At 71.5% G+C, this 23,475-nt stretch carries 27 protein-coding genes and 1 pseudogene; 12 read left to right on the plus strand and 16 right to left on the minus strand.

Features of this window, described 5'->3' with window-relative positions:
• The first annotated feature begins 100 nt into the window (after window positions 1-100).
• Window positions 101-832, plus strand: a complete 732-nt coding sequence (locus ACYVPE_RS08455; protein WP_461032811.1) for a GntR family transcriptional regulator — start codon at window positions 101-103, stop codon at window positions 830-832.
• A 69-nt stretch (window positions 833-901) separates the two neighbouring features.
• Here ACYVPE_RS08455 and ACYVPE_RS08460 read toward each other — a convergent pair whose 3' ends face one another.
• Window positions 902-1,531, minus strand: a complete 630-nt coding sequence (locus ACYVPE_RS08460; RefSeq protein ID WP_461032812.1) for an LUD domain-containing protein — start codon at window positions 1,529-1,531, stop codon at window positions 902-904.
• A 156-nt stretch (window positions 1,532-1,687) separates the two neighbouring features.
• On the opposite strand from ACYVPE_RS08460, the gene sigJ reads away from it, so the two are divergent.
• Window positions 1,688-2,626 (plus strand): RNA polymerase sigma factor SigJ, encoded by a 939-nt coding sequence (sigJ, locus tag ACYVPE_RS08465; protein WP_461032813.1) that lies wholly within the window; start codon window positions 1,688-1,690, stop codon window positions 2,624-2,626.
• Window positions 2,627-2,633: 7 nt separating this feature from the next.
• On the opposite strand, the gene ACYVPE_RS08470 is transcribed toward sigJ, so the two are convergent.
• Both ACYVPE_RS08470 and ACYVPE_RS08475 read right to left on the minus strand, forming a co-directional pair.
• On the minus strand, window positions 2,634-3,098 hold the full coding sequence (locus ACYVPE_RS08470) for a GNAT family N-acetyltransferase (RefSeq protein ID WP_461032814.1): 465 nt from the start codon (window positions 3,096-3,098) through the stop codon (window positions 2,634-2,636).
• Between the two features lie 26 nt (window positions 3,099-3,124).
• Window positions 3,125-3,691 (minus strand): TetR/AcrR family transcriptional regulator, encoded by a 567-nt coding sequence (locus tag ACYVPE_RS08475; RefSeq protein WP_461032815.1) that lies wholly within the window; start codon window positions 3,689-3,691, stop codon window positions 3,125-3,127.
• Between the two features lie 80 nt (window positions 3,692-3,771).
• Between ACYVPE_RS08475 and ACYVPE_RS08480 the strand changes: the two genes are divergently transcribed.
• Together ACYVPE_RS08480 and ACYVPE_RS08485 are read left to right on the plus strand one after the other, a co-directional pair.
• Complete coding sequence (locus ACYVPE_RS08480) at window positions 3,772-5,013, plus strand: MFS transporter (protein WP_461032816.1); 1,242 nt, start codon at window positions 3,772-3,774, stop codon at window positions 5,011-5,013.
• 88 nt (window positions 5,014-5,101) lie between these two features.
• On the plus strand, window positions 5,102-5,593 hold the full coding sequence (locus ACYVPE_RS08485; RefSeq protein WP_461032817.1) for a GNAT family N-acetyltransferase: 492 nt from the start codon (window positions 5,102-5,104) through the stop codon (window positions 5,591-5,593).
• A 24-nt stretch (window positions 5,594-5,617) separates the two neighbouring features.
• On the opposite strand, the gene ACYVPE_RS08490 is transcribed toward ACYVPE_RS08485, so the two are convergent.
• Genes ACYVPE_RS08490 through ACYVPE_RS08500 form a run of 3 tightly spaced genes read right to left on the minus strand, consistent with a single transcriptional unit; the run spans window position 5,618 to window position 6,925 of the window.
• A complete protein-coding gene (locus ACYVPE_RS08490) occupies window positions 5,618-5,857 on the minus strand; it encodes a hypothetical protein (RefSeq protein WP_461032818.1) in 240 nt (79 codons plus the stop codon).
• Between the two features lie 42 nt (window positions 5,858-5,899).
• Window positions 5,900-6,340, minus strand: a complete 441-nt coding sequence (locus ACYVPE_RS08495; RefSeq protein WP_461032819.1) for an SRPBCC family protein — start codon at window positions 6,338-6,340, stop codon at window positions 5,900-5,902.
• Window positions 6,341-6,388: 48 nt separating this feature from the next.
• The gene (locus tag ACYVPE_RS08500) at window positions 6,389-6,925 is read right to left on the minus strand and encodes a GNAT family N-acetyltransferase (RefSeq protein WP_461032820.1); all 537 of its coding nucleotides are present in this window, start codon (window positions 6,923-6,925) and stop codon (window positions 6,389-6,391) included.
• Between the two features lie 143 nt (window positions 6,926-7,068).
• On the opposite strand from ACYVPE_RS08500, the gene ACYVPE_RS08505 reads away from it, so the two are divergent.
• From ACYVPE_RS08505 to ACYVPE_RS08520, 4 genes are read left to right on the plus strand one after another with little or no spacing between them, the layout of a single operon-like run.
• Window positions 7,069-8,040 carry a tripartite tricarboxylate transporter substrate binding protein gene (locus ACYVPE_RS08505; protein WP_461032821.1) on the plus strand — a complete coding sequence of 324 codons (972 nt, stop codon included), beginning with the start codon at window positions 7,069-7,071 and terminating at the stop codon, window positions 8,038-8,040.
• Entirely contained in the window at window positions 8,037-8,558 is a 522-nt protein-coding gene (locus ACYVPE_RS08510) for a tripartite tricarboxylate transporter TctB family protein (protein ID WP_461032822.1), read from the plus strand. The genes ACYVPE_RS08505 and ACYVPE_RS08510 overlap by 4 nt, the downstream gene beginning before the upstream one ends.
• On the plus strand, window positions 8,555-10,048 hold the full coding sequence (locus ACYVPE_RS08515; RefSeq protein ID WP_461032823.1) for a tripartite tricarboxylate transporter permease: 1,494 nt from the start codon (window positions 8,555-8,557) through the stop codon (window positions 10,046-10,048). Before ACYVPE_RS08510 ends, ACYVPE_RS08515 begins: the two co-directional genes overlap by 4 nt.
• Window positions 10,049-10,073: 25 nt before the next feature.
• Window positions 10,074-11,075: a 4-hydroxythreonine-4-phosphate dehydrogenase PdxA gene (locus tag ACYVPE_RS08520; protein WP_461032824.1), complete on the plus strand. Its 1,002-nt coding sequence runs from the start codon at window positions 10,074-10,076 to the stop codon at window positions 11,073-11,075.
• On the opposite strand, the gene ACYVPE_RS08525 is transcribed toward ACYVPE_RS08520, so the two are convergent.
• The 8 genes and pseudogenes from ACYVPE_RS08525 to ACYVPE_RS08560 all read right to left on the minus strand — a co-directional run bounded on the left by ACYVPE_RS08525 (window position 11,072) and on the right by ACYVPE_RS08560 (window position 16,162).
• The gene (locus ACYVPE_RS08525) at window positions 11,072-11,995 is read right to left on the minus strand and encodes a MerR family transcriptional regulator (RefSeq protein WP_461032825.1); all 924 of its coding nucleotides are present in this window, start codon (window positions 11,993-11,995) and stop codon (window positions 11,072-11,074) included. The two genes, ACYVPE_RS08520 and ACYVPE_RS08525, sit on opposite strands and share 4 nt — an antisense overlap.
• Before the next feature lie 382 nt (window positions 11,996-12,377).
• Window positions 12,378-12,560, minus strand: a pseudogene (locus ACYVPE_RS08530) (transposase); the annotation flags it as partial.
• A 49-nt stretch (window positions 12,561-12,609) separates the two neighbouring features.
• Window positions 12,610-12,972, minus strand: a complete 363-nt coding sequence (locus ACYVPE_RS08535; RefSeq protein WP_461032826.1) for a YybH family protein — start codon at window positions 12,970-12,972, stop codon at window positions 12,610-12,612.
• Window positions 12,973-13,088: 116 nt separating this feature from the next.
• Window positions 13,089-13,433 (minus strand): thioredoxin, encoded by a 345-nt coding sequence (gene trxA / locus ACYVPE_RS08540; protein ID WP_461032827.1) that lies wholly within the window; start codon window positions 13,431-13,433, stop codon window positions 13,089-13,091.
• The gene (locus ACYVPE_RS08545) at window positions 13,430-13,873 is read right to left on the minus strand and encodes a MerR family transcriptional regulator (RefSeq protein ID WP_461032828.1); all 444 of its coding nucleotides are present in this window, start codon (window positions 13,871-13,873) and stop codon (window positions 13,430-13,432) included. Before ACYVPE_RS08545 ends, trxA begins: the two co-directional genes overlap by 4 nt.
• A 140-nt stretch (window positions 13,874-14,013) precedes the next feature.
• Window positions 14,014-14,763, minus strand: a complete 750-nt coding sequence (locus ACYVPE_RS08550; RefSeq protein WP_461032829.1) for a hypothetical protein — start codon at window positions 14,761-14,763, stop codon at window positions 14,014-14,016.
• Between the two features lie 65 nt (window positions 14,764-14,828).
• Window positions 14,829-15,740 (minus strand): radical SAM protein, encoded by a 912-nt coding sequence (locus ACYVPE_RS08555; RefSeq protein ID WP_461032830.1) that lies wholly within the window; start codon window positions 15,738-15,740, stop codon window positions 14,829-14,831.
• Entirely contained in the window at window positions 15,740-16,162 is a 423-nt protein-coding gene (locus tag ACYVPE_RS08560; RefSeq protein WP_461032831.1) for an ATP-binding protein, read from the minus strand. The genes ACYVPE_RS08555 and ACYVPE_RS08560 overlap by 1 nt, the downstream gene beginning before the upstream one ends.
• A 161-nt stretch (window positions 16,163-16,323) precedes the next feature.
• Between ACYVPE_RS08560 and ACYVPE_RS08565 the strand changes: the two genes are divergently transcribed.
• The 4 genes from ACYVPE_RS08565 to ACYVPE_RS08580 all read left to right on the plus strand — a co-directional run bounded on the left by ACYVPE_RS08565 (window position 16,324) and on the right by ACYVPE_RS08580 (window position 20,622).
• Window positions 16,324-17,577 (plus strand): XRE family transcriptional regulator, encoded by a 1,254-nt coding sequence (locus ACYVPE_RS08565; RefSeq protein WP_461032832.1) that lies wholly within the window; start codon window positions 16,324-16,326, stop codon window positions 17,575-17,577.
• Window positions 17,578-17,582: 5 nt separating this feature from the next.
• Complete coding sequence (locus ACYVPE_RS08570) at window positions 17,583-18,137, plus strand: GNAT family N-acetyltransferase (protein ID WP_461032833.1); 555 nt, start codon at window positions 17,583-17,585, stop codon at window positions 18,135-18,137.
• Between the two features lie 221 nt (window positions 18,138-18,358).
• Window positions 18,359-19,606: a DUF4032 domain-containing protein gene (locus tag ACYVPE_RS08575; RefSeq protein ID WP_461032834.1), complete on the plus strand. Its 1,248-nt coding sequence runs from the start codon at window positions 18,359-18,361 to the stop codon at window positions 19,604-19,606.
• Between the two features lie 92 nt (window positions 19,607-19,698).
• Complete coding sequence (locus ACYVPE_RS08580; RefSeq protein WP_461032835.1) at window positions 19,699-20,622, plus strand: lysylphosphatidylglycerol synthase transmembrane domain-containing protein; 924 nt, start codon at window positions 19,699-19,701, stop codon at window positions 20,620-20,622.
• Window positions 20,623-20,716: 94 nt separating this feature from the next.
• Here the strand turns inward: ACYVPE_RS08580 and ACYVPE_RS08585 are convergent, their stop codons facing one another.
• Both ACYVPE_RS08585 and ACYVPE_RS08590 read right to left on the minus strand, forming a co-directional pair.
• Window positions 20,717-22,252, minus strand: a complete 1,536-nt coding sequence (locus tag ACYVPE_RS08585) for an alkaline phosphatase D family protein (protein WP_461032853.1) — start codon at window positions 22,250-22,252, stop codon at window positions 20,717-20,719.
• A 192-nt stretch (window positions 22,253-22,444) separates the two neighbouring features.
• On the minus strand, window positions 22,445-23,356 hold the full coding sequence (locus ACYVPE_RS08590) for an arabinan endo-1,5-alpha-L-arabinosidase (RefSeq protein ID WP_461032854.1): 912 nt from the start codon (window positions 23,354-23,356) through the stop codon (window positions 22,445-22,447).
• Window positions 23,357-23,475: the final 119 nt, after the last annotated feature.

The raw sequence follows: 23,475 nt of genomic DNA on the forward strand, positions 1-23,475 counted from the left end.
TCGATGTCAGCGGGGGCGCCCGTATCGTGGATCGTATAGGATCTACGCTCATGGGTATACCCGGTGTGCGGCTCCGGTCGCCCGATACCATCGATCCGCTATGACTCCGCAGAGCCCGACAACCCAGCCGAAGACCTCCGTGGTCCCGCGTCGCGCCCTCCGTGACGGCGTCTACGACGCGATCCTGGAGAAGCTGCTCGACGGTTCGACGCCGCCCGGCAGCTCGCTCAACATCGACTCGCTGTCACGGGAGTTGGGCGTCTCCCAGACGCCGGTGCGCGAGGCCCTGGTGCAGATGGAGCACACCGGCCTGATCTCCAGGACCGCGCTCAAGGGCTACCGCGTCGCGCCCCCGCTCTCCGCCGCCCAGATGACGGAGCTGATGGACGCGCGGGCCGTCGTCGAGATCGCCGCCGTCGAACGCGCCGCCCCCCGCGCCGCCGAGCTGCTCGGCGACCTGCGCGCCGCGCACGCCCGCCACGTGCTGGCCGCCCACCAGGTCGCCCAGGTCCGCGGCGGCCAGGGCCCGCCGACCGGCTACGCCGACCTCCGCGAGTGCTTCACCGCCGACTGGGACTTCCATCTGGTGATCATCCGGGCCGCCGGCAACCACTTCCTGGCCCAGATGGCGGAGTCGCTGAACGCCCACGCCCACCGGCTCCGCCAGTCCGTCGACCACGGCACCTTCGACACGGAGCAGGCCGTCGCCGAACACGCCGCCATCCTGGCCGCGTTCGAGTCCGGCGACCCGGCGGCCCCGGTCGCGGCCATGCGCGCCCACCTGACCGCGATCGACCACCGCTCCCACGCGGAGGAGGACGGCGAGGACTGACCAGGCCGCCGCCCCGCCGTCCCGTCGACCTGGGCCGCCGCGCCGGCTCGGCAGGACGAGCCCGGTGGCTCAGAAGCCGATGGCTTCCCTGAGCAGCAGCACCGTGCCGCGGCCGGGATGGAATTCGGCGTTGAGGATGAGGAGCCGGTTGACGACGCTGGGCCACCCGTAGGCTTCCTGGGTGCGGGCGTTCTCCAACGGGAGGCAGTGGTCCTCGACCCGCCGCAGCGCGGTCGGCAGGTCGGGCACCACCTTCTGCGCCCCGACGATCCAGATCGCGCGGGCGGCGCCACCGGCGTTGCCCGGCAGCTGGCTTCCACTGCCCGAGGCGATCACGAGGGAGCCGGTCTCGGTGACCGCGTGGACACTGCCCACGATCACCTCGGGGCTGGCGGTCAGCCGCCGGATCTCGTCCATCTCGGTGGCGCGGTCCATGGCCAGGACGCGTGGCCTGATGGCGTCGTACCGCCCGCTGTCGTTGATGTCCTCGGCGATGCCTGACAGGCGGAGGGTCTCGCTGGCCCCGGTGAACACACTGGCTCCCGCCGGCAGCAGCTCCCTGACGCGGGTACGCGCGCCGGCGGCGTCGTCGAGGATCTCCACGGCGAAGCCGTGGGTGGTCAGCGCGGTGGCCGCCCGCTCCAGGCGCCGCGCGGGCGCCGGGTCGGTGAACGTCGTTGCCGGCATCGAGGTAGTCATGGGCGGTCTGAGCTCCTGTTCGCTTGGCGATGTGTTCGTCTCACCGGTTCGACAACGCGACCTCGCGGATTGTGAGGCCGGCGCGTCGCTTCACCATCCGGTGGGCTGTCTTGTCGAACCGGTGAGAGCAACCGCGACCCAGGGAGCTTCGGCACCATGACCTCCCCATCCGTGCCAGGACAGGGCCGGCCCGATTCGGGCCCGGACGCGATCATGGGCGAGCGGCGTCAACTGATCAATCTCGCCTACCGGCTGCTGGGTTCCCTGGCCGAGGCCGAGGACGCCGTCCAGGAGGCGTACGCCCGCTGGTACGCCATGTCCAGGGAGCGGCGGGACGCCGTCGAGTCCCCGGGGGCCTGGCTGACGACGGTCACCAGCCGCGTCTGCCTCAATCTGCTCGGCTCGGCACGGGCCAGGCGGGAGACCTACGTGGGCGAATGGATTCCCGAGCCGCTGCCCGAGCACACGGAGTGGATCGGCGGACGGCCGGGCGGTGCCGCCGTCGACCCGGCCGACCGGGTCACGCTGGACGAGTCGGTCACCCTGGCGTTTCTGGTCGTGCTCGAATCGATGACCCCGGCCGAACGGGTCGCGTTCATCCTGCACGACGTCTTCTGCCACCCCTTCGCCGAAGTGGCCGAGATCGTCGGCCGTACCCCGGCGGCATGCCGCCAGCTCGCCTCCTCGGCCCGCCGCCGCATCCGGGCCTCGCGGCCTCGTGCGACTCCGGTGGCCCAAGGCGCCCGCGTCGTCAGGGACTTCAAGCGCGCCTGGGAGGCCAAGGACATCGACGCCCTCGTCGGCCTGCTCGACCCCGACGCCACGGCCGTCGCCGACGGCGGCGGCCTCGCCACGACCTTCCCGCGTCCCATCGAGGGCGGCGAGCGGGTCGCGCACGCCTGGGTCGAGATCGCCCGCCGGAGGCCCGACGACATGACGTTCCTCGAGCGTTCGGTCAACGGTCAGCCCGGCCTGGTGGCCCAGCAGGACGGCGTCATCGTGTCGGTGTTCGCGTTCGAGGTCGCGGGCGACCTGATCACGCACATCTGGGTGGTGCGCAACCCCGAGAAACTCCGTCGCTGGGCAACGTACTGAGGCGCGGCTACCGGGAATCCGGCATGACGGCCGGGGCGGGCTCGCGCACCATGAACACGTCCACCGGGTCCTCGGCCTCCAGCGCGAACCCGTGCCGCTCGTACAGCCGCCTGGCCTGGCTGCCCCTGAGCACGTTCAACCGCACCCGCACGCCGTCCCGGTCGCATCGGGCTAGCAGCGCGCGCAGCACGGCGCCGCCGATGCCCGCGCCCTGCAGGGCAGGGGACAGGTAGAAGTGCTCCAGCCAGTGGGCGTCGGCCGCCGGCCGCAGCGCCACGCAGCCCGCGAACGCGCCGCCCACCTCGATCACCCGGGTGTGCTCGGGGACGAAGCCGTCCCGCAGGCGCTGCCGCACCCGCCGCTCGTCGTACCTGCCGAGCCGCTCCAGGTCCGTCCGCAGCACCACGGCGCGCAGCTCGGCCACCGCCTCGACGTCCGCCGTCGAGGCCGCTCTGGTCCGCCAGTCGCTCATCGGGTGCTCACCGGGGCTCACCGGGGTCACCGGCCGAGGAGGCCGGCGACCAGCGCCCGGGCCCAGTCGGGGCCGGCGGGGCGGTCCATGAAGACGGCGCGGTAGTAGAGCGGGCCGAGCAGCAGGTCGGCGGTGCGCTCGACCTCAGGCGCGGCGCCGCCGCGGCTCCGCTCGCGGTCGAGGATCGCGGCGAGTTGGGCGTGCCGGTCCGCCACGCACGCGTCGCAGCCCAGGGGTCCTGTGCCGACCGCCGCGCGCATCAGCTTGAGCACGTCGGGGTCGGCCAGGTCGGTGGCGACCTGGCCGACCCACCGCTCCAGATCGCCGCGCAGCGAGCCGGTGTCCGGCACCACGACGTCGCCGCTGAACCGGCTGGTGGCGATGTCGCTCAGCAGCTCGGGCACCGATCCCCAGCGCCGGTAGACGGTGGTGGCGTGCACGCCGGCCCGGGCCGCGATCACCGGGATGGTGAGCGACTCCGCCGGGTCCTCGGCCAGGAGCTCGGTCACGGCGCGGTGCACGGCGTACCGCACCCGCGCCGACCGGCCGCCCGGCCTGGGGCGCGCGGTGGTCTCGCTGCTGTTGGTCTCCACACCCCCACTATTGCACTGATCGCTGCTTTTGCTGTTACGCTCCGAACCAAACGCAGCGATCACTGCAATATGGAGCTTGGATGCCCGACATATCCCGGCGCCCCGCGGCCCGGCCCGGTGGCGGCACGGCGGCGTTCGCCGCGGTGGCCGCGATCTTCGTCCTCTTCACCGCGGCGTCCAGCGCGCCCTCGCCGCTCTACGTCGTCTACCAGGAGGCCTGGGGCTTCTCCTCCGCCACGCTCACCGTCGTCTTCGCCGTCTACGTCCTCGGCATGCTGGGGGCGCTCCTGGTGGTCGGCGCGCTCTCGGACCACGTCGGCCGCCGCCCGGTCGTCGCGGGCGCGATCGCGCTGGAGGCCGCGTCGCTCGGCCTCTTCCTCGCCGCCGACCACGTCTCCGTGCTGCTCCTCGCCCGGCTGCTCCAGGGCATCGCCACCGGGGCCGCGATGACCACGCTCGGGGCGGCCCTCGTCGACCTCGACCCACCCCACGCGCCCGGCCGCGCCGGCACGTTGAGCAGCGCGATCCCGCTCAGCGGTCTGGCCGTCGGCGCCCTGGGCACCGGCGCGCTGGTCGAGTACGCGCCCGCGCCCACCCGCCTCGTCTACGCCCTGCTGCTGGCCGGCATGGTGCTCTCGGCCGTCGTGCTGCTCTTCCTCCCCGAGACCTCGGCCCGCCGCCCCGGCGCCCTGCGCTCGCTCGCCCCGCGCCTCGGCGTGCCGCACGCCATCCGCCCCGACCTGTACGCCCTGCTGCCGATCCTGATCGCCAGCTGGGCCCTGGGCGGTCTCTACCTCTCGCTCGGCCCCTCCGTCGCGGCCGGCCTCTTCGGGCTGGAGAGCCACCTGGTCGGCGGCCTCGTCGTCACGCTGCTGTGCGGCACCGGAGCCGCCGCCGCGCTGCTGCTGCGCGGCCGGTCCACCGTCCGGCTGCTCGACGCCTCGGCCGCCCTGCTGGTCGGCGGAACGGCCCTGTCCCTGACCGGACTCGAGACCGACACCGTGGCCCTGGCCGCGGTCGGCACCGTCGTGGCCGGCGTCGGCTTCGGCGGCGGCGGCCTCGCCTGCTTCGGCACCCTGGCCCGGCTCGCCGCGCCGGCCCAGCGCGGCGAACTGTTCGCGGTCGTCTTCGTCATCGCCTACCTCGCCTTCAGCCTCCCCGCCGTCGTCGCCGGCTTCGCCGCCACCTCGGCAGGACTGCGCCCGACGGCCCTGGCCTACGGCCTCACGGTCGTGGCCCTCGGCACCCTCGCCCTGACCGCCCAACGCCTCCGCGCCCGCCAGACCGCCAGGCGCGCCACCTGCCCCCAGCCGGCCGTCTAACCGGCCGTCCAGCCGAGCCGGCCCCGGCGGCAAACCGTTTGCGCCCGCCGCGGCGCCGCGCCCATCCTGGGCGGCCGGAGGTGACGAGGTGGAGAGCGTCGTAGTGGACCTCACGGTGCGCGACCTGACCACGGCCGACCTGGCCGGGTGCGGCTGGTCCGGGTCGGCCCTTCATCTGGAGGCGATCGCGAGGGAGTTGCACCGCGCCGAACGCGGCGAGGCGGACTACCTGGTGGCGTGCCCGCCTGCCGACCTCCCGGTCGGCCTCTGCGGCGTCGACTACCGGGCCCGCGAAGGGGCCGGCGTGCTGTGGCAGTTGACCGTCCTCCCCGCGCTCCGGTCCTGCGGCGTCGGCACCCTGCTCATCCGCTCGGCCGAGGCCCGCGTCCGGGCCCGCGGCCTCGGCCGGGCCGAACTGAGCGTCGAGGAGAACAATCCCCGCGCCCGCGGGCTGTACGAGCGGCTGGGCTACGTCGCCTACGCCACCGAACCCGACGGCTGGAACGAACTGGCCCCGGACGGCTCGGTCCGCCGCTACGAGACGGTGTGCACGGTGATGCGGAAGGAGCTGGCGCGGTGACGATGGCCGGACGGCCAGCCAAGGTCACCACCCCATGTCCTTGGCGACCTCCTCCCGCGCGGCGGCTATCTCCTCTTCGGTCGAACTCATCAGATCGGTGTCGGCGGCGTACTCCAGTCTGTTCAGCAGGTCCGCCAACGCCTGCTTCTCCGCCGGATGGCGAACGGGCACGGCGTCGAGGTCCGTGGTCATCAGCCACTCGAACAGCACGATGGCGTCTGCGCGCCACAACCTCACGTTCACGGTGGGGAGATCGGGGTCCATGGGTACAGCATGCCGCGCCGCGCGTTGGCGGACCGTGGCGCATCAGCTGGTCGCGTTGGGCGGCACGCCCTGACGCCGTTCCAACAGGCTTCGCAGCGTGGCCAGGTCGGCGGTCACGGCCGCCGTGTCGCGGTCGAAGTCGGCCTCGGTCATGTGCGGTCGGCGGCGCAGGGTGAAGAGCACGTCGCAGGCGGCCGGGCCGTCCGGGATCACCCGGACCGGGTTGGGGACGGTCTCGCCCGTCGGGAGCGTGACGTCGTGGTCGAGGACGCCGAACTCGTTGGCGGGGGCGAACACGACCTCGACTCGGCCCAGGAGGGAGGACTCGGCGATCCAGCGGCCGTCGATCTCGGTGATGCCCTCGGCCAACCCGGCCGCCCAGGCGGGCAGGTTGGCGGGGTTCGAGGCGAAGGCGTAGACGTCGGCGGCGGGGCGTGCCACGCGGGTGGCGAGGTGGCGGGTGTCGGTGGTGAGGCTGTCCATGGCCGGGACGTTAGGCCGCCGGGGCCGGCGCCGTCTTGAAGGAAACGGTCACCGCAGCTCGGCGGGGAGCAGCGACCCCACCCAGGCATCAACACGCTCGCCCCGGTGAACCAGGCGGCGGCGGAGCGTGGCCTCGACGCGGAAGCCGACCTTCTCCGCGACCCGCCGGGAGGCGTCGTTGCCCACCTCGGCGCGCCACTCGACGTGGTCGAGGCCGAGTTCGGTGAACGCCCAGCGGCAGACGGCCCGCGCCGCCGTCGGGGCCACGCCGCGGCCGCGGGCCGCCGGGGCGACCCAGAAGCCGATCTCCGCCGTGCCGTCGCCGCGCAGGTGCAGCCCGACCCGGCCGAGGCGGTCGGCCGTGACGGCGTCCTCGGCCAGGAACTCGGCGCGGGTGCCGGACCGCCACCCCTCGACCGCCAGCCGTTCGACGAAGTACGCGGCGTGCTCCCGCAGATAGGGCGACGGCAGGTCGATGAAGCGCGCCAGCGCGGGATCGAGCGAGACCCGGTGCACCCAGTCGATGTCCGCGCCGGTGAAGGGGCGGAGCCGCAGCCGGTCGGCGTCGAGCACGGGTGGAGTCACCGGTAGAGCGTAGGGCCTCGCCGGGCCCCCGCGCCGCCGACCGCCGGTGAACTGATATCCGCACGAGTCTTGTCAGTCCCCCCGGCACGCCCTACCGTCTTCCGATATCCCATAGGATCTCGGATGTTGCAGGAAGGCTGACGATGACGTCACCGCTGCGCAGACGGCTGGGCGTCGCAAGCGCACCACTGGTTCTGTGTCTCACGTCGTGCTCGGTCCTCGACACGACCCCACCCGTCCCCGACGACTGGACGCCACGCGGCTCGGTGCCGATGGTCGTCGCCTTCGCGCCAGGCGGCGGCAGCGACCGCTCGGCCCGCGTCATCGCGCAGGGCCTCAACGAGCTCGAAGCCGGCTTCGACGTCAACGTCGAGAACAAGGAGGGCGGCTCCGGTGCCGTCGGCTGGGCCACCTTCCTCGCCGAACAGGGCAACGGCAACACGCTGCTGGTCGCCGAGACCGCGCTCAACACCCTGCCGCTGGTCTACGACGTGCCCTTCACCTACCGCGACTTCACGCCCCTGGTGATGTTCGCCGAGGACTCCCGCGTCGTCGTGGCGCCCGCCGACTCGGAGTTCACCGACTGCCAGGACGTGATCGAGGCCAGCGAGAGCGGGCGGGTGGTCGTCGGCTCCAGCGGCCGCACCGGCGCCGACTCGCTCGTCGTCTCCGAACTCACCGAGGAGGGCGGCTCGTTCGACACCGTCCCCTACGGCTCCACCGGCGAGGTGATGACCGGGCTGCTCGGCGGCCAGGTCGACTTCGCGCCGGCCAGCGCCGCCTCCGTCAAGCCCTACCTGGAGAGCGGCGACCTGGTGCCGCTCTGCTCCATGACGGCCGAGCGCTACGACGACCCGGTGCTCGGCGAGGTGCCCACCGCCCGCGAGCAGGGCATCGACGCCCAGGTCACCGTCTGGCGCGGGGTGTTCGGCGCCGGCGGCATCGCCGACGTGCAACGCGACTACTGGATAGCCGAGATCGAGCGGGCCATGGAGTCCGACACCTACCGCGACTACCTCGCCGACGACCTGCTGATCCCGGCCGACCGCAGCGGCGACGAGTTCGCCGACTACCTCGAGACCTATGACGACCGGATGCGGGAGGTCTACCGGTGAACCCCGATGTCCGGCGGCCCGTGGTCGTCGCCTACGGCGTGCTGGCCGCCGTCGGCGCGCTGTTCTTCGCCCTCTCCTTCGACTACCACTGGACCAACCCCGAGGACGGCGCCGTCGGCCCCGGCGCCCTGCCCCGCGTCGCCGGGCTCGCGCTGCTGCTGCTCGGCCTCGTGCTGGTCCGCCAGGAGATCCGCGTCGGATCGGCGCTCGAGGGCGACGGGCTGGTCGTCGAGGACGCCGCGCACACCCCTGAGGAGCGCCGCCTGGTCCGCCGCAAGCTGCTGGCCGTCGTCGCCACCATGGTGGTCACCGCCCTCGCCATCCCGCTGCTCGGGCTGCTCCCCGCCCTCACCCTGATGACCCTGTTCCTGGCCGCCGTCGTCGAACGCCAGCCGCCGCTCAGGTCGTTGCTGGTGGCCGGCGCCACCTACGCCGTCGCCCACCTGATCTTCGTCGTCGTGCTGCGCGTCCCGCTGCCGCTCGGCGTCTTCGACCCGGCCGTCTGGAGCGCCCAGTGATCGCCAACCTCGGCACCGGCTTCGAGGCCGCCTTCACCGCCGACAACCTGCTGTGGTGCTTCGTCGGCGTGCTGCTCGGCACCATCATCGGCATCCTGCCCGGGCTCGGCTCGGCGACCGGCGTCGCCATCCTGATCCCGGTCACCCTCACCTTCCCGCCGCTGACCGCCCTGATCATGCTGGCCGGCATCTACCACGGCGCCCAGTTCGGCGCGACCATCACCGCCATCCTGATCGCCACCCCGGGCGAGGCGTCCTCGGTGATCTCCACCCTCGACGGCTACCAGATGGCCCGCAAGGGCCGCGCCGGGCCCGCCCTGGCGATCTCGGCCCTCGGCGCCTTCGTCGCCGCCATGGTCTCGCTCGTCGCACTGATGGCACTGGCCCCGTTCTTCGCCGAGATCGCCCTCGACTTCGGGCCGCGCGAGATGCTGGCCGTGATGATCCTCGGCCTCTGCACCATCGTGGTGTTCTCCGGACGCAACCTCGCGCTCGGCATGGCCATCGGCCTGTTCGGCGTGCTCGTCGGCTGCGTCGGCGTGGACGTCGGCAGCGGCACCGCCCGCTACACCTTCGGCGAGATCGACCTCTACGGCGGCGTGCCCTTCGTCGAGGTCATGATCGGCCTCTTCGCCATCGGCGAGCTCCTCAACCAGCTGCACATCGGCATGGCCCCGCCGATCAGGGCCAGGTTCCGCGAGCTGATGCTCACCCGCGAGGACCTGCGGCGCTCCGCCGCGCCGGTCGCCCGCGGCACCGTCGTCGGCTTCCTGCTCGGCTGCCTGCCGGGCGCCGGCACCACGCTCGCCTCGTTCATGGCCTACGGCGCCGAGAAGAAGTTCTCCCGGCACCGCAAGCAACTCGGCAAGGGCGCCATCGAGGGCGTGGTCGCGCCCGACGCCGCGACCAACGCCGCCTCCAATGCCAACTTCATCCCCACCCTGGTGCTCGGCGTGCCGGGCGGCGCCACCACCGCCGTGCTGCTCGGTGCCTTCCTGGTCTACGGCATCCAGCCGGGGCCACAACTCTTCGACACCCAGCCCGAGTTGGTCTGGGGGCTGCTGGTCTCTTTCTTCCTCGGCAACCTGATGCTGCTGCTCCTCAACCTGCCGCTCGCCCCGGTCTTCGCCCAACTGCTGCGCATCCGGTACGCGTTCCTCTACCCGCTGATCATCGTCACCAGCATCCTCGGCGCCTACTCGGTCAAGAGCAGCATGTTCAGCGTCTGGGTGGTGCTGTTCTTCGGCCTCGTCGGCTACGCCATGAAGCGCCTCAACTTCCCGATGGCGCCTCTGGTGTTGGGGCTCGTCATCGGCCCGCTCTTCGAGAAGGCGCTGGTGCAGACCTCGGCGCTGGGCGGCGACGACGGCCTCTTCCTGCTGCGCAGCCCGATCGCCGTCACCGTCCTCGTCCTCGCCCTGGTGCTGGTCGCGGGCCCGGCCGCCGGCCGAGCCCTCCGCCGCCGGCTCCCGGCCCGCGCGGCCAACTGACCCCCTGACGCACGAAAGGCACCACATGACCCCCGCCACACCCCGCCCCCGGGTCGCCGTCACCCTCGGCGACCCGGCCGGCATCGGCCCCGAACTCGTCGCCCGGCTGCTCGCCCAGCCGGAGACCACGGCCACCGCCGACCTGCTGCTGATCTCCGACCCGGCCGAACTCGCCCTCGCCGAGGCCGATTCGGGCCTCGCTGTCGACTACGTCACCACGCCGACCGAGGGCCGGCCGCTGCTGGTCACGGGCGGCGCCAGGCGGCCCGCCGGGGAGTTCGAGCGCCGGAAGGCCACCGAGGCCGGCGGGCGCTGGGCGATGGACAACCTGCGGGTCGCCCTCGACCTGGCCGCCAAGGGCGAGGTGGACGCCATCCTCTTCGCCCCGCTCAACAAGTCCTCGCTCCACCTGGCCGGCCTCGCCGAGAGCGACGAACTGCGCTGGTTCGAGGTGGTGCTGGGCGTCGAGGGCTTCACCTCCGAGCTCAACGTGCTGCCCGGGCTCTGGACCTCCCGCGTCACCTCGCACGTCTCCATCGCCGAGGTGGACGCCGGCATCACCCGCGACCGGGTGGCCGCGGCCGGCCGGCTGCTCGACTCCGTGCTGCGCGGCGGCGCCGGCATCGCCGCGCCCCGGATCGGGGTCTGCGCGCTCAACCCGCACGCGGGGGAGAGCGGCCGCTTCGGCCGGCACGAGATCGACATCATCGCCCCGGCGATCGAGGACCTGCGCGCCGCCGGGGTCGACGCCACCGGGCCGTTCCCGTCCGACACCATCTTCCTGCGGGCGCGGGCCGGCGACTTCGACGGCGTGCTGACCATGTACCACGACCAGGGCCAGATCGCGATGAAGCTGATGGGCTTCGACGGCGGCGTCACCATCGCCGGCGGCCTGCCGGTGCCGATCTGCACCCCGGCCCACGGCACCGCCTTCGACCTGGTCGGCCGGCGTGCGGCCACCATGGGCTCGATGGACAACGCCTTCGCGCTGGCCACCCGCCTCGGCCTGGCGGCCAGCGCGGGCTAGACCGTGTTCTGGGTAGCGGGTGAGTCCTGGGCGGATAGTTCTTCCGCGAGTTCCATACAGCGCAGGCGGGCTGGGGAGAAGTCGTAGGGCATCTTGCCGATGGCTTCGAACGCGCTCATCGAGTCAGCCGCCCGCCTGCCGGAGCTGAGGTCGACCTCGTCCTCGCCGTCATCGGCGGTGGCGGGGTGCAAGGTGTCCCAGGCATCGAAGAGGGCCTCGTCCTCCTTGTCCAGGCCGGACTCCTCGATGACGGCCTGCAAGGCTGTTTCGAAGGCATGTCGCTCGACGGCCACCTGAGCCACCCGTGGATCATCGACGGCGACGTTGTCATCGAGCGCCTCCTCGGCGTCATCGACGCGGTCGGAATCCTCCCGCAGAGTGGGATGCGTGGCCAGGGCGACGAAGCGGGTGGCTTGGACGGCCGCGCCGAGCGGGCCGAAGATCCGCTCGGTGACCAGCAGAGTGTCCAGGTCCGCCTGACGCAGGGAGCCCTCGGGCAGGCTCTTGAGGCGTTCGGTGACGAAGTCGGAGAGCAGGCCCATCCGGCTGCCTTCCGCGCGCATCCGCTGCACGGCGGTCCGTTGCCGCCGCAGTTCCGCCTCCTGCTCGGCGAGGGTTTCCTCCAGCCGCTCCAGGATGCCCGCGATACCTTCTCGGCTGTCCGCACCGGCGGAAGCCGTGTCAGTGGTGAAGGCGTCACGGATGTCGTCCAGGGCGATCCCGGCGTCGGCCATCCTGCGGATCCACAGCAAGCGGATCATGTCCTCGTACCCGTAGCGGCGGCGGTCATCGCCGCCCCGCTCAGGCTCGGGGAGCAGGCCGATCTCGTGGTAGTGGCGAATCGCCCGTGGCGTACTGCCGGCGAAGGCCGCCGCGTCCCCGATCTTGACCTGGCGGGGTGGCATGAACGACGGATGCATGAGCAGGGACCTTTCCTCAACGGATCGGGACGTGAGTCCACCGGACCACATGCCGCTACGGAAGGTGCAACCCGTACACACCGCTCCGCGGCAATGGCACGACGGCAGACTGAGGGTTCATCGCCACTGATGAATCGCCGCGACCTGAACCGTCGCCTCGAACCGAACCGCAGTTTTGTCGAACCGGGTCGCCACGGCCCGGTGCTGCCTGAGACTCCTCGCACCCGCGGCGGGCGGCTTCTCGGCCGACCGACACCGGGCCGGGGCACCCCCATCGCGTTCAGGACCGGCTCGAACCAGTGACTGTCACCGCGCTGCCCGGCGGTGATCCGCGGCGACAACGGCTTCTGTCCCTGCTCACGCCAGATCTCCGCAACAGTCCATACGCCGTCTGCCACGGTCCGTACCCGACCGGCAGGTCTCGCCACGGAACTCCGGTCCGAACCCGCCACCGCACACCGTCCACCAGTCGCCGACAGCCGGGCCAGCTGCGACCTATGCCGAGCGAAGGCAGCAACGACTCCAGCACCCACCACCGCTCATCAGAAAGATCCCCTCGCCCCACATCTTGGTCATCGTCCCCAGATCCCAAGCTTGGAGGTCGGCGGAGACCGTCAAAGGACTCTGGGCTGGTCCATCACCCACAACCAGGTGCCATCCGGCTGCCGCCGGGCGACCTCGACAGTGGCCCCACCGCCCGCCAGACGCACCGACGTCAGCGCCAAGTCGCCGTGCCGAAGCGTGGGCTGCTGCTCTCCTGGCACGAACGCGGGCCTGTCGGCCACAAGCTGCTCATACGCCTCCCGGATCTCCTGACTGCCGGTGGCAACCCGACCATCGGGCAAGGAAAGCACCGCGTCCGGCTCGTACAGCGCCACCAGCCCGTCCACATCGCCCGCGTTCAGCCGTTCCACGACAAACCGGCTCAGGTCCTCGGGCCGTGCAGCCTGCTCACATGATCCGGAACTGCCTGTCATCCACCACTCCCTGCCGCGACGGTCCAGAAACCCTTCCCGGACCGCTGCGATCGTGACAGACGGCTATGACAATCCAACCCCCTCACAAGCCACACTGATCAACTTCTGAACGGGCCTTAGGCGGGGAGCTCGTCCGCCAGTTCCGCCAGCAGCCGCCGCTTCGGGCGGGCGCCGACCAGCGACCGCACCGGCTCGCCGGCCCGGAACAGCATCAGCGTCGGCATGGACATCACCCCGTAGGCGGCCGCGGTGGCCGGGTTGTGGTCCACGTCGAGCGAGACCACCCGCAGCCGGCCGGCCTCCTCCCGCGCCACCTCGTCGAGCACCGGCGCGATCATCCGGCACGGCGGGCACCAGTCGGCGGTGAAGTCCACCAGCACCGGCACCTCGGACGACGCCGCCAGCACCTCGGCGTCGAACGTCTCGTCCGTGACGGCCGGCACGGCCTCGGTCTGCTTCATGACAGGTGCTCCTCGTCGTGGTCGTGGTCGTGATCGTGGTGGATCAGTTCGCAGCGCGGCGCCGGGCCGCCCGGCACCCGGGCCCCGGCCGCCAGTTCGGCGGCGGCCAGCTGGTTGCCGAGCGTCGCCCGCAGCGCAGTCAGCCGCCCCATGTACTCGTCGAGCTCGGCCAGCTTCCGCCGGTACACCGCGAGCGAGGCCGGGCAGACGTCCCCGGCCGGCTCGCCGGACCGCAGGCAGTCCACGAACGGCCGGGTCTCCTCCAGCTCGAAGCCGAAGTCCCGCAGCGTCTGGATCTGCCGTAGCTGCCGCAGGTCGTCCTCGTCGTAGCTGCGGTAGCCGTTCGCGGCGCGCCGGGCCCGCAGCAGCCCGCGCGACTCGTAGTAGCGCAGGGTCCGCGTCGTGGTCCCCGCGCGTTTCGCCAGCTCACCGATCCGCATACCTCCCGAAGGTAAACCTTTACGTCGAGGTACAGGCAAGCCGCGATGCCTACGGCGCCACGGTGACGCCCCGATGAACAGCCCAGGCCCTCGGCCCAGCGGGCTGCCCAGGACTCCGCCGACGCGGATAGCGCGTCCCCCTACCGGACCGGCGCCACCGTGATGCCTCGGTGTCGGGCCCAGGTCTCAGCGGCCTCGGCGAACGCCCGCCGGCCTTGCCTGTCCGGTCTGCGGTCTGCCATCTCCTGCCACATCCGCACCGTGGCGGCGGCGAAGGCATCGATTCCCTCCGGGTTCGCGTCCCGCCAGGCCGCGCAGTGGGCGCCCCATGACTCCGCCGCCGCAGGGCTGTGCCCGGCCGCCACCAGGTCCACCACGAGCATCGCCGGATCGATGAACGCGGCTCCCCGAGTGGGCCATCCCCAGTCCACCACCCAGGCACGCTGTTCGCCGACGATCAGATTCTCCGGATGGAGGTCTGCGTGCAGCAGCGCGTTCCCCCGGAGGAATTCGGTCTCCGACGGCTGGGTGACAAAGCGGTCCCACCGGGTCTCGGCCCAGTCTCGCGCCGCCTGCGGAGGTGTCACCGATCCGATGCCGTCGACGAGTTCGACGACCGTCGCCAAGTCTGGTGACCCCGGCGAGAAGTCCGCCGGCCTCCCGGCCAGTACCTCGAAGCCGAGAACGATCCATTCCCCGTCCTCCGCGTCCCAGAGGAGCGCGGCGGACAACGGCCGCGCGAGCGGCGTGACCAGCTTCTCGCGCAGGAGGGATTCCCGCCGCCAGCCGTGGTTCGGCTCCGCCTTGATGAAGACCGGCCCTTTCTCGCATTCCAGGGCAGCCGTGAGGCCTGGCTCTTTTTCGTCTCTGATGGGTCGGAACTCGTGCACGCGTCCGGTGTACGGATGAATCAACGCCTCAACCCCGGGGGGCATACCGTCTGTCATGAGATCTCTCACCGGAAAGGGCCGCACGGATCACTGGGATAACCGGGCCTGCATTCCCCCTGATCAGGCGGACAGGGAACGGGGAAATCCCCCTTCGGGGCGCAGGGCGTCTGGGCAGGGTAGCAGGGCGTCTGATCGGGATAGCAGCGCTGATCCGGGGCGCACTTCTCGGGCCGGACCGCCCTGCGGATGGTGGCGGTGGCATCGGTCATGAGTGCGCCGTCGAGGATGGCCGCCAGCGGGGCGGCCCTGACGTTTCCCACCGTCAGCCAGTCGGAGAAGACGCAGGGTGAGACCTCACCGTCCGGGCCGATGGCGGCCCTGCCATCCCCGCATCGACCGCAGAGCCCGCTCGGGTCCGGCGCGCGTTCGGAGGCTCCACGCCCGAAGGGGCGAACGTGATCCACCCCGATCGTCGTCACCCCGACGCCCTGTAGCTCCGACCGCGCCTCGCCCACCCGCTGGGCCTCGTCGGCCGCGACGATGCCAACCCGCAGTGGGATTCCCAGGCGGATCGCCTTCTCGATGTTCGCCCGGGTCCGCGCGTGGCTCGGGCGACGGGTCATGGCGTTGTGCTCGGCTGCCTGGTCCGAGTAGTACGAGGTCGCCAGCGAGACGCCCGGTTGCCGGAGCAGCCGCCACCACGCGTCGGTGATGTGCACCAGGTTGCTGTACACCTCCACCGCCAGGCCGATGGCCAACGCGTGGTCCACCAGTTCCGCGGCGTGCGGGTGCAGGGTGGGCTCGCCGCCGATGAGTTGGACGTGTCGTACGCCGCAGCCGGCGGCCTGGTCCAGCACGTCGATCCAGTCCGAGCGGCTCATGGTGCCGAGGGTGCCGTCCGGCCCCGAGGCGTTGTAGCAGTGCACGCAGCTGAGCTGGCACTTCCGCGTGAGGTCCAGCCAGAGAAAGCGTGTCATCACGACACCTCCCGCAGCCGGCAGGCGAACCAGACGATCTTGCCGACGCGCGGATGGGTGGCCTCCCACCCGAACCGGTCGGCCATCTCGCGCAACAGCCACAGTCCACGACGGGAGTCGGCGTCCCATTCCGGCCTGCCGACGACCGGAAATTCCGACGACCGGTCGAAGACCTGGACCACGGCCTCACCACCGATGCGGACGATCCGCAGATAGCACTGCGGGCACTCCACATGCCGGATGATGTTCGACAGCAGCTCCGAGACCCCGAGCCGCGCCACCTCGACGGCCGCCGGTGAGGCGTCCCATTCGCGGAACACGTCGGCCACTGTCCGCCGCCACAGCTCTATCTCCTGGGCACGGGCGACCAACGACCATCCGTACACGTGTTGTTCCCTGGCGACTCCCGCGGCGGCCTGCATGGCACCTCCGAGGCTCTGGTGTGACGACGGCTTCCTGTGCCAGTGAACGACCGGCCGCTACGGACTGTCAGGAACAATCGACGCTGCGCGCAGGGCGTCGAACCGGAAATTTCCGCTGCGCGCGGTTCGGTCGTCAGGGGCTCTGCGGCTACCTTGAGTGCGTGGCCGGTAACAGCATTCTCAAAGTGCGTATGGCGGAAGCTGGCTTCACGCAGACGGAGTTGGCCGAGGCGGTGAACGCGATCCTGCAGGCGGACGGGCACGCGGGGACGGTCGGTGATCGGACCGTGCGCAATTGGCTGACGGGCAGGACACGGTGGCCGCATCGCAGGCAGAGGGTCGCGTTGGAGGCAGTATTCAATTGCCCAGTCACCGAGTTGGGTTTCGCTCCCACACGCGAGGTCTCGCGCCCGGCACCCCCGGAGGCATCAGTGCTTCGCCGCCGCTTCATCAGCACATCCGCTCACATGGCCATGGCTCATGCCGCAGGTGCAACCCATTCCGCCCGCCCACGCGTGGGCTCGGGTGACGTGCAGCGGCTGTTGTCCAAGTTCGCTGCCATCGTCGCCAGCGATCATCGTTATGGCGGCAAGCTGACCATCGAAGCCCAGGCTGCGGCTCTGGCGGGAGAAGCCCTCACGCTTCAGGAACGCGGCAACGCGAGCCAGCGCGTTCGCGCGGCCCTGTACGCCTGCGCGGCCTCCTTCACGTCGAGTGCCATGTGGGCCGCGATCGACGGGCGGCGTTTCGACGCGGCGCAACGGCATTTCGCTCGTGCCGCGAGTCTCGCGGCCATGTCGGGCGAGCCGACGATCCAGTTCCGGATCTGGTCTCACGCCGGAAGTCTGTACCGTCATCTTGGGCGCCCCGCAGACGCGTTGGCGGCGAACGACGTGGCCCGTCGCGCCACTCTCACGCGGCGAGATCCCATGTTCGCCTCGCTGGGACACGCCCGGCACGCGGCCATTCATGGGCTCAGAGGCGACTCCCGAGCCGTGCGGCAACTCCTGGGCAACGCTCAGGATGCTCTGCAACGGGCTGAATCTGGTGAGTCCCGGCCGGTCTGGATGAACGCCTTCTACGACCAGGCCGAGTTGGAAAGCCTCGCGGTGGCAGCGCATCTGGCGTTGGGAAGCTACGAAGACGCCGAAGCACACGCGCATCGCAGCCTGGCCCTCTTGAAGCCGGCGATGCAGCGTTCGCGGGCCATCACCACAGCACGTCTCGCGCAGGCGCAACTCGGACAAGGCGAGGTCGACCGGGCCGTAGCAACCGCCATGTCCATCCCCAACGAGCCATCGGGCCAGCATCCCCGAATCACCAGCATGCTGGGCGAGTTCGACACGGGTCTGCGCGTCGCCGCTCCCTCAACCCAGGCAGCCCGTACCTGGAATCAGTACTTCCGAGAGACGTGAAGGGAATGATCGTGGCCACCGCTGTTGAACTGCGTCGCACTTCCGACATCGACGCCGCTTGGACCGTCCTCATCGAGGTGTATGCCGAGGTACGAGCTGACAAACTCCATTTGCCGCACTACTCCGTGGAGCGATTCGGTGAACGGCTCGCGCGGCACGCGTCCGAACCGGGGTGGGAAGTGCTGATCGCGTTCGACGGCGACGAACCAGTCGGATACGCCTACGGCAACGCCATCGAGTCAGACGACCGCTGGTGGCGTCGGATGGCGACTCCGGTGCCAAGAGGCTGCGCGGACAAGCCCACGATGGCGCTCAAGGAGATCATGCTGCGGCCTCCCTGGCGTGGCTTGGGCATCGCTCGGCGCATTCATGACGCGCTCCTCGAAGGCAGGCCGGAGGAACAGGTCACGCTCCTGGTCAATCCCCTGGCTGGGAACGGCAAGGTCAAGGCCCTCTACGAGTCGTGGGGGTACACCGAGATCAGTTCCCAGCAGCCCTCGCCGGACGGGCCGGTCCTCACGGCCATGGTGCGGCCGACGCGGGCCGCGGCCCCGCGCTGAACAGACGAGGGCATGCGGGCCGAGGAGACCGCCGATGTGGTCGGCGAGGCGCGTGCGGCCGGCATTCCGGTGGATGTGGTGTGGCCGGCGGGCGCCGCGCGGCGCGGCTGACCGGGGCGGAGGAGGCGGCACGGCCTGCCGTGTAGCGGCCCCGCGGCGGCCAGGAAACTTTGTGTCGACATAGCGGCAAACCGCAGGGGGCCGTGGCGCAGACTGGGGTCATGGACCTGCAGATCACCGCCACCGACCCCGAGCACCCGATCACGCTCCTCGACCTGCCCTGGGACGTGCCGCTGACCGACTGGCCCGAGAAGCACCTCGTCTCGCTGCCGCGCGGCATCTCCCGGCACGTGGTGCGGTTCGCGCGGGCCGGTGGCGAGGTGGTCGCGGTCAAGGAGGTGGGGGAGTGGGCGGCGGTCCGCGAGTACGGGCTGCTGCGCGACCTCGACCGTCTTGCCATCCCGGCCGTCGACCCGGTGGCCGTCGTCACCGGCCGGTACGACGCCGACGGCGAGCCGCTCGAACCGGTGCTGATCACCCGGCAGCTCAAGGGCTCGCTGCCCTACCGGTCCATGTTCGAGACGACCATGCGCCCCACCACCATCAAGCGGCTGCTCGACGCGCTCGCCGTGCTGCTGGTCAGGCTGCACCTCAACGGCTTCGCCTGGGGCGACTGCTCGCTCTCCAACACGCTCTTCCGCCGCGACGCCGGCGCCTACGCCGCCTACCTGGTCGACGCCGAGACCGGCCAGATCCAGCCCACCCTCTCCCGGGGACAGCGCGAGTACGACCTGGAGGTGGCCAGGGTCAACATCGCCGGCGAGCTGATGGACCTGGAGGCCGGCGGCTCCCTGCACCCCTCGGTCGACCCGGTGCCGTTCGGCGACGAGATCTGCGAGCGCTACGGCGAGCTGTGGCACGAGCTGACCCGCACCTCCGTCTACCCCAGGGACAAGCGCCACCACATCGACCGGCGGATAAGGCGCCTCAACGACCTGGGCTTCGACGTCGCCGAGATGCAGATCAAGCGCTCCCCGGACGGCGACGCCGTCACCTTCCTGCCCAAGGTCGTCGACGCCGGCCACCACCAGCGCCAGCTGATCCGCCTCACCGGCCTCGACGCCGAGGAGAACCAGGCGCGCAGCCTGCTGCGGGACCTGGAGACCTGGATGGCCACCCAGGACGACTACGCGCCAGGCGACCCCCTCGGCGCCCGCCCCGAGGTGCTGGCCCACCGCTGGGTGCGCGACGTGTTCCGGCCCGCGGTCCGTGCCATGCCGCGCGAGCTCCGCGAGAGCGTCGACACCGCGCAGATCTACCACGAGCTGCTCGAACACCGGCTGGTGCTCTCCGAGCGGCGCCGGGAGGACGTCACCATGGAGGAGGCGGCCCACGACTTCGCGGCGGGCCGCGGTGGCCGGGGGCCCGATGATCCGGAGGGTGAGGAGGCAGTGGTATTCCCGGTCTGACCCCTCGCCAGAGCGCGGGGTGGTTCGCTCCCGACGCCTCGCCGTCATCGCCCGGATCACCCCGCGACACGTCGCGCCGCCATGCTCGTCGCGTGCTACGCCGGATCCTCATGCTGCTGCCGATCGCCGCCGTGGTGGTCTGGCTGGTGTACCACCACGCGCACCTCGCCTCGGGCGTCAGGCAGGCGCTCGACGGGAACGGCTACTGGATGCTGGCCGCGGTGGTCAGCACCCTGCTCGGCTGGGTCGCCGTCTCCTTCGCCCGACAGGGCACGGTGCTCGAACGCCTGCCCGCCGGGCGGCTGTTGGTCACCCAGTTCGCCGCCGGGGCGGCCAACCACCTGCTGCCCTCCGGCATCGGCGCCGGCGCCGTCAACATCCGCTTCATGGCGCGCTGCGGCCTGCCGCCAGCCCGCTACTCGGCCGCGCTCGCCCTCTACTACCTGGCCGAGGGCGTCGCCAGGGTCGTCCTGCTGCTCGGGCTGCTGCTCGCCTTCCCCAGGGCGCTGCGCCTGGAGACCCTGCTGCCGGAGCGGATCGGCCTGTCGCTCATCGCCACCGTCACGGTCGCCGTGCTCGTCGTGGTCGCCGCCGGGCTGGCCTGCGTGGGCCGGGTGCGGCGCGCCACCCTCACCTTCGTGCGGACCGCGCTCACCGACGTCCGCTCGCTGCACACCAGGCCGTCCCGGGTGCTCGCGCTGTGGGGCGGCTCCTTCGCCTTCCCGCTGCTCCAGGCCGCGGGCCTGGTGACGGTCGCCCTCGCGCTCGGGTTGACGGTGCCGGTCGGCCACGTGGTGCTCGCCTACATGGCGGGCTCCGTGGTGGCGGCCATGGTGCCCTCGCCCGGCGGCATCGGCTCGGTCGACGCGGCGCTCGTGGTGGCGCTGGTGGCCACCGGCGCCGCCGTGGGCGCCGCGACCGCGGCGGTGCTCGTCTACCGGGTGATCACGGTCTGGCTGCCGCTGCTGCCCGGCGCGTTGGTCCTGGCCGGACTGGTGCGGTGGAAGGTCGTCTGACCTGGTCGGCCCCGCATCCGTGCTGGGGCCGCGTCGCGGCCCCAGCACGGAGCGGCGGGCTACCGTCCGCGGGGGCGGTGCCGCCGCCAGGCGGCTACTGGCCGACGCGGCCCGGCTGGAGCACCTTGGTGTAGAGCACGGCGCCGCCCAGCTCGCGCAGCCGCACCGTCAGCTCGCCGCTCTCGCCTTCGATGTCCACCTCGCCGTAGAACTGGTAGCCCTCGGCCGGGGAGACGTTGGCGCGCTCCGGCGCCTTGACGAAGACCCGCTCGGGGCCGAACGTCGCGTCCAGCGCGCTGGCCGGGAAGGCGCCGGCGTTGATCGGGCCCGTGACGAACTCCCAGAAGGGCTCGAAGTCGCCGAACGCGGCCCGGGACGGCTGGTAGTGCTGGGCCGAGGTGTGGTGCACGTCGGCGGTCAGCCACACCGTGCCGGTGATCCTGCGGTGTTTGACGAAGCGCAGCAGCTCGGCGATCTGGAGCTCCCGGCCGAGCGGCGCGCCCGGGTCGGCGTTGGCGATGGCCTCGAAGTCGGTGGCGCCGTCCGGCACCACGAGCCCGATCGGCATGTCGGCCGCGATCACCTTCCACACCGCGCGGGAACGTGACAGCTCGGTCTTTAGCCAGCGCAGCTGCTCGGCGCCGAGGATGCCCTGCTCGTCGCGGGTCTGGTCGTTGGTGGAGTTGCGGTTCCGGTGGGTGCGCATGTCGAGCACGAACACGTCGAGCAGCGGCCCGTACCGCACGACCCGGTGCACCCGGCCGTCGCGGGCGGGGCTCAGCGTGGGGATCGGGAAGTACTCGGCGAACGCCCGCCGGGCCCGGGACGCCAGCACGTCGACGGACTTCTCGGTGTAGCGGTCGTCGACCAGGAGCTCGCCCGGGTACCAGTTGTTGGTGACCTCGTGGTCGTCCCACTGGACGATCGCCGGCACCTGGGCGTTGAAGCGCCGCAGGTTGGCGTCCTCCAGGTTGTAGCGGAAGTTGCCCCGGTACTCGGCCAGCGTCTCGGCGACCTTGGCCTTCTCCGGGCGGGTGACGTTGCGCCACACCCGGCCGTCCGGCAGCGTCACGGACTCGGCGAGCGGCCCGTCGGCGTAGATGGTGTCGCCGCTGAAGAGGAAGAAGTCCGGGTCGAGGCGGCGCATCTCCTCGAAGAGCTGGTAGCCGCCGAGCTCCTGGTTGATGCCCCAGCCCTGGCCCGCCAGGTCGCCCGACCAGACGAAGCTCACCCCGTCCCGGCGGCGGCCAGGCGCGGTGCGGAACGTGCCGGTGACCGGCTCGGCGGCGCGGCGCGGGTCGTCGGGGTCGGTGAGCAGCACCCGGTAGTGCACCTGCTCGCCGGCCGGCAGGCCGCGCAGCGGGGTGGTGCCGGTGAAGTCGCTGCCGGGGCCGAGCAGCGGGCCGCGCCAGCGCTCGACCCGGCGGAACGACTCGGTCGCCGAGGTCTCCACGATCATCCGGGCCGGCCGGTCGGACCGCACCCAGACAAGACCCGAGGAACTGGTGACGTCGCCGACCTGCACGCCCCAGCCGGCGGTCGGGCGGCCGGAGCGCGCCAGCGCCGGCGCGGTGCCGGCCAGGCCCGTGAGGGCTAGGCCGGCCGAGGCGGCGACGCCGCCGCGCAACATCGATCTCCTGGACGGTCGCATCGAGGGCACCGACATGTGTGTTCTCCCGTCGTTCTGCTGTCTCACCAGACCGCAGCATGGTCCGGGGGCGTCCACGGCGGAGACACGCGGGCGGAACTCTCGGCGAACAGCGACCCTCCCCCAGCTAACGCTGGGAGGTGCCCCCAGCCGAACCGCGGGGAGAGCCAGTCGTCAGTAGAGGACGGGCCAGCCGCTGCTCCAGTTGATCAGGTTCACGCCCAGCTTCGGCGCGCCGTTGTCCTGGCCGTCGTAGTAGTGGTAGACGAGCAGGTCGCCGTCGACGTCGTTCATCACCGACTGGCCGCCAGGACCGACGTACCGGCCCTGCGTCTCGCGGACCAAAGTGCCGCCGCCGTTCGTCAGGTTGACGCCGTTGCGGTCCACGAACGGGCCGTTGGGGCTGGTGGAGCGGCCCACCTTGATGTGGTAGGTGCTGCTGGTGCCGGCGCAGCAGGTGCCGTAGGAGTTGAAGAGGTAGTAGTAGCCGTCGCGCTTCACCAGCGACGGGCCCTCGATGCCGCCGCCCTGGGAGGCCAGGTTGTAGACGGTGCGGTTGGTGGCGTGCCGCAGGCCGGTGGCCGGGTTGAGCTGGATCTGCTTGATCCCGGTCCACCAGGAGCCGAACGTCAGCCACCAGGTGCCGTTGTCGTCGACCAGCAGGTTGGGGTCGATGGCGTTGTGGTTGGAGCTGGTGGTGGTCGAGTAGACGATGCCGCGGTCGGTGAAGCTGCCGGGGCGGCCGGTGCTGGAGGTGGCCAGGCCGATCGCGGAGTGGTTGGAACCGAAGCTGGAGACCGCGTAGTACAGCCAGTAAGTGCCGTTGTGGTACGAGATGTCGGGCGCCCAGGGGCTCTGCTCCGGCGAGTAGGTCGACCACCAGGACAGCGGGGAGTTGAAGGCCGAGCCCGCGTTGGCGAACGCGATCCGGTCCGACGAACTGCGGGCGTCCAGGCGGTTGTTGGAGCCGTAGAGCACATAGCCCGAGCTGGTTCTGACCATCGAGGGGTCGTGGATGCCGACCGCCCCCGTGACCAGCCCGGGGTTGGGGTAGGCGACGGCGCTGCCTGGCGTCAGCAGCAGCATGGCGGCGGCCGCGAGGGCCGCCGCCAGGGCGCGGGACAGGAGACGGTGCACAGGGCTCACGGTGGCACTCCTCACCGGTGGGGAAGCTCTCTCCGCTGAAGTGGTCGCGGCCCCGGCGA

It is taken from the genome of Streptomyces mayteni (assembly GCF_054783955.1).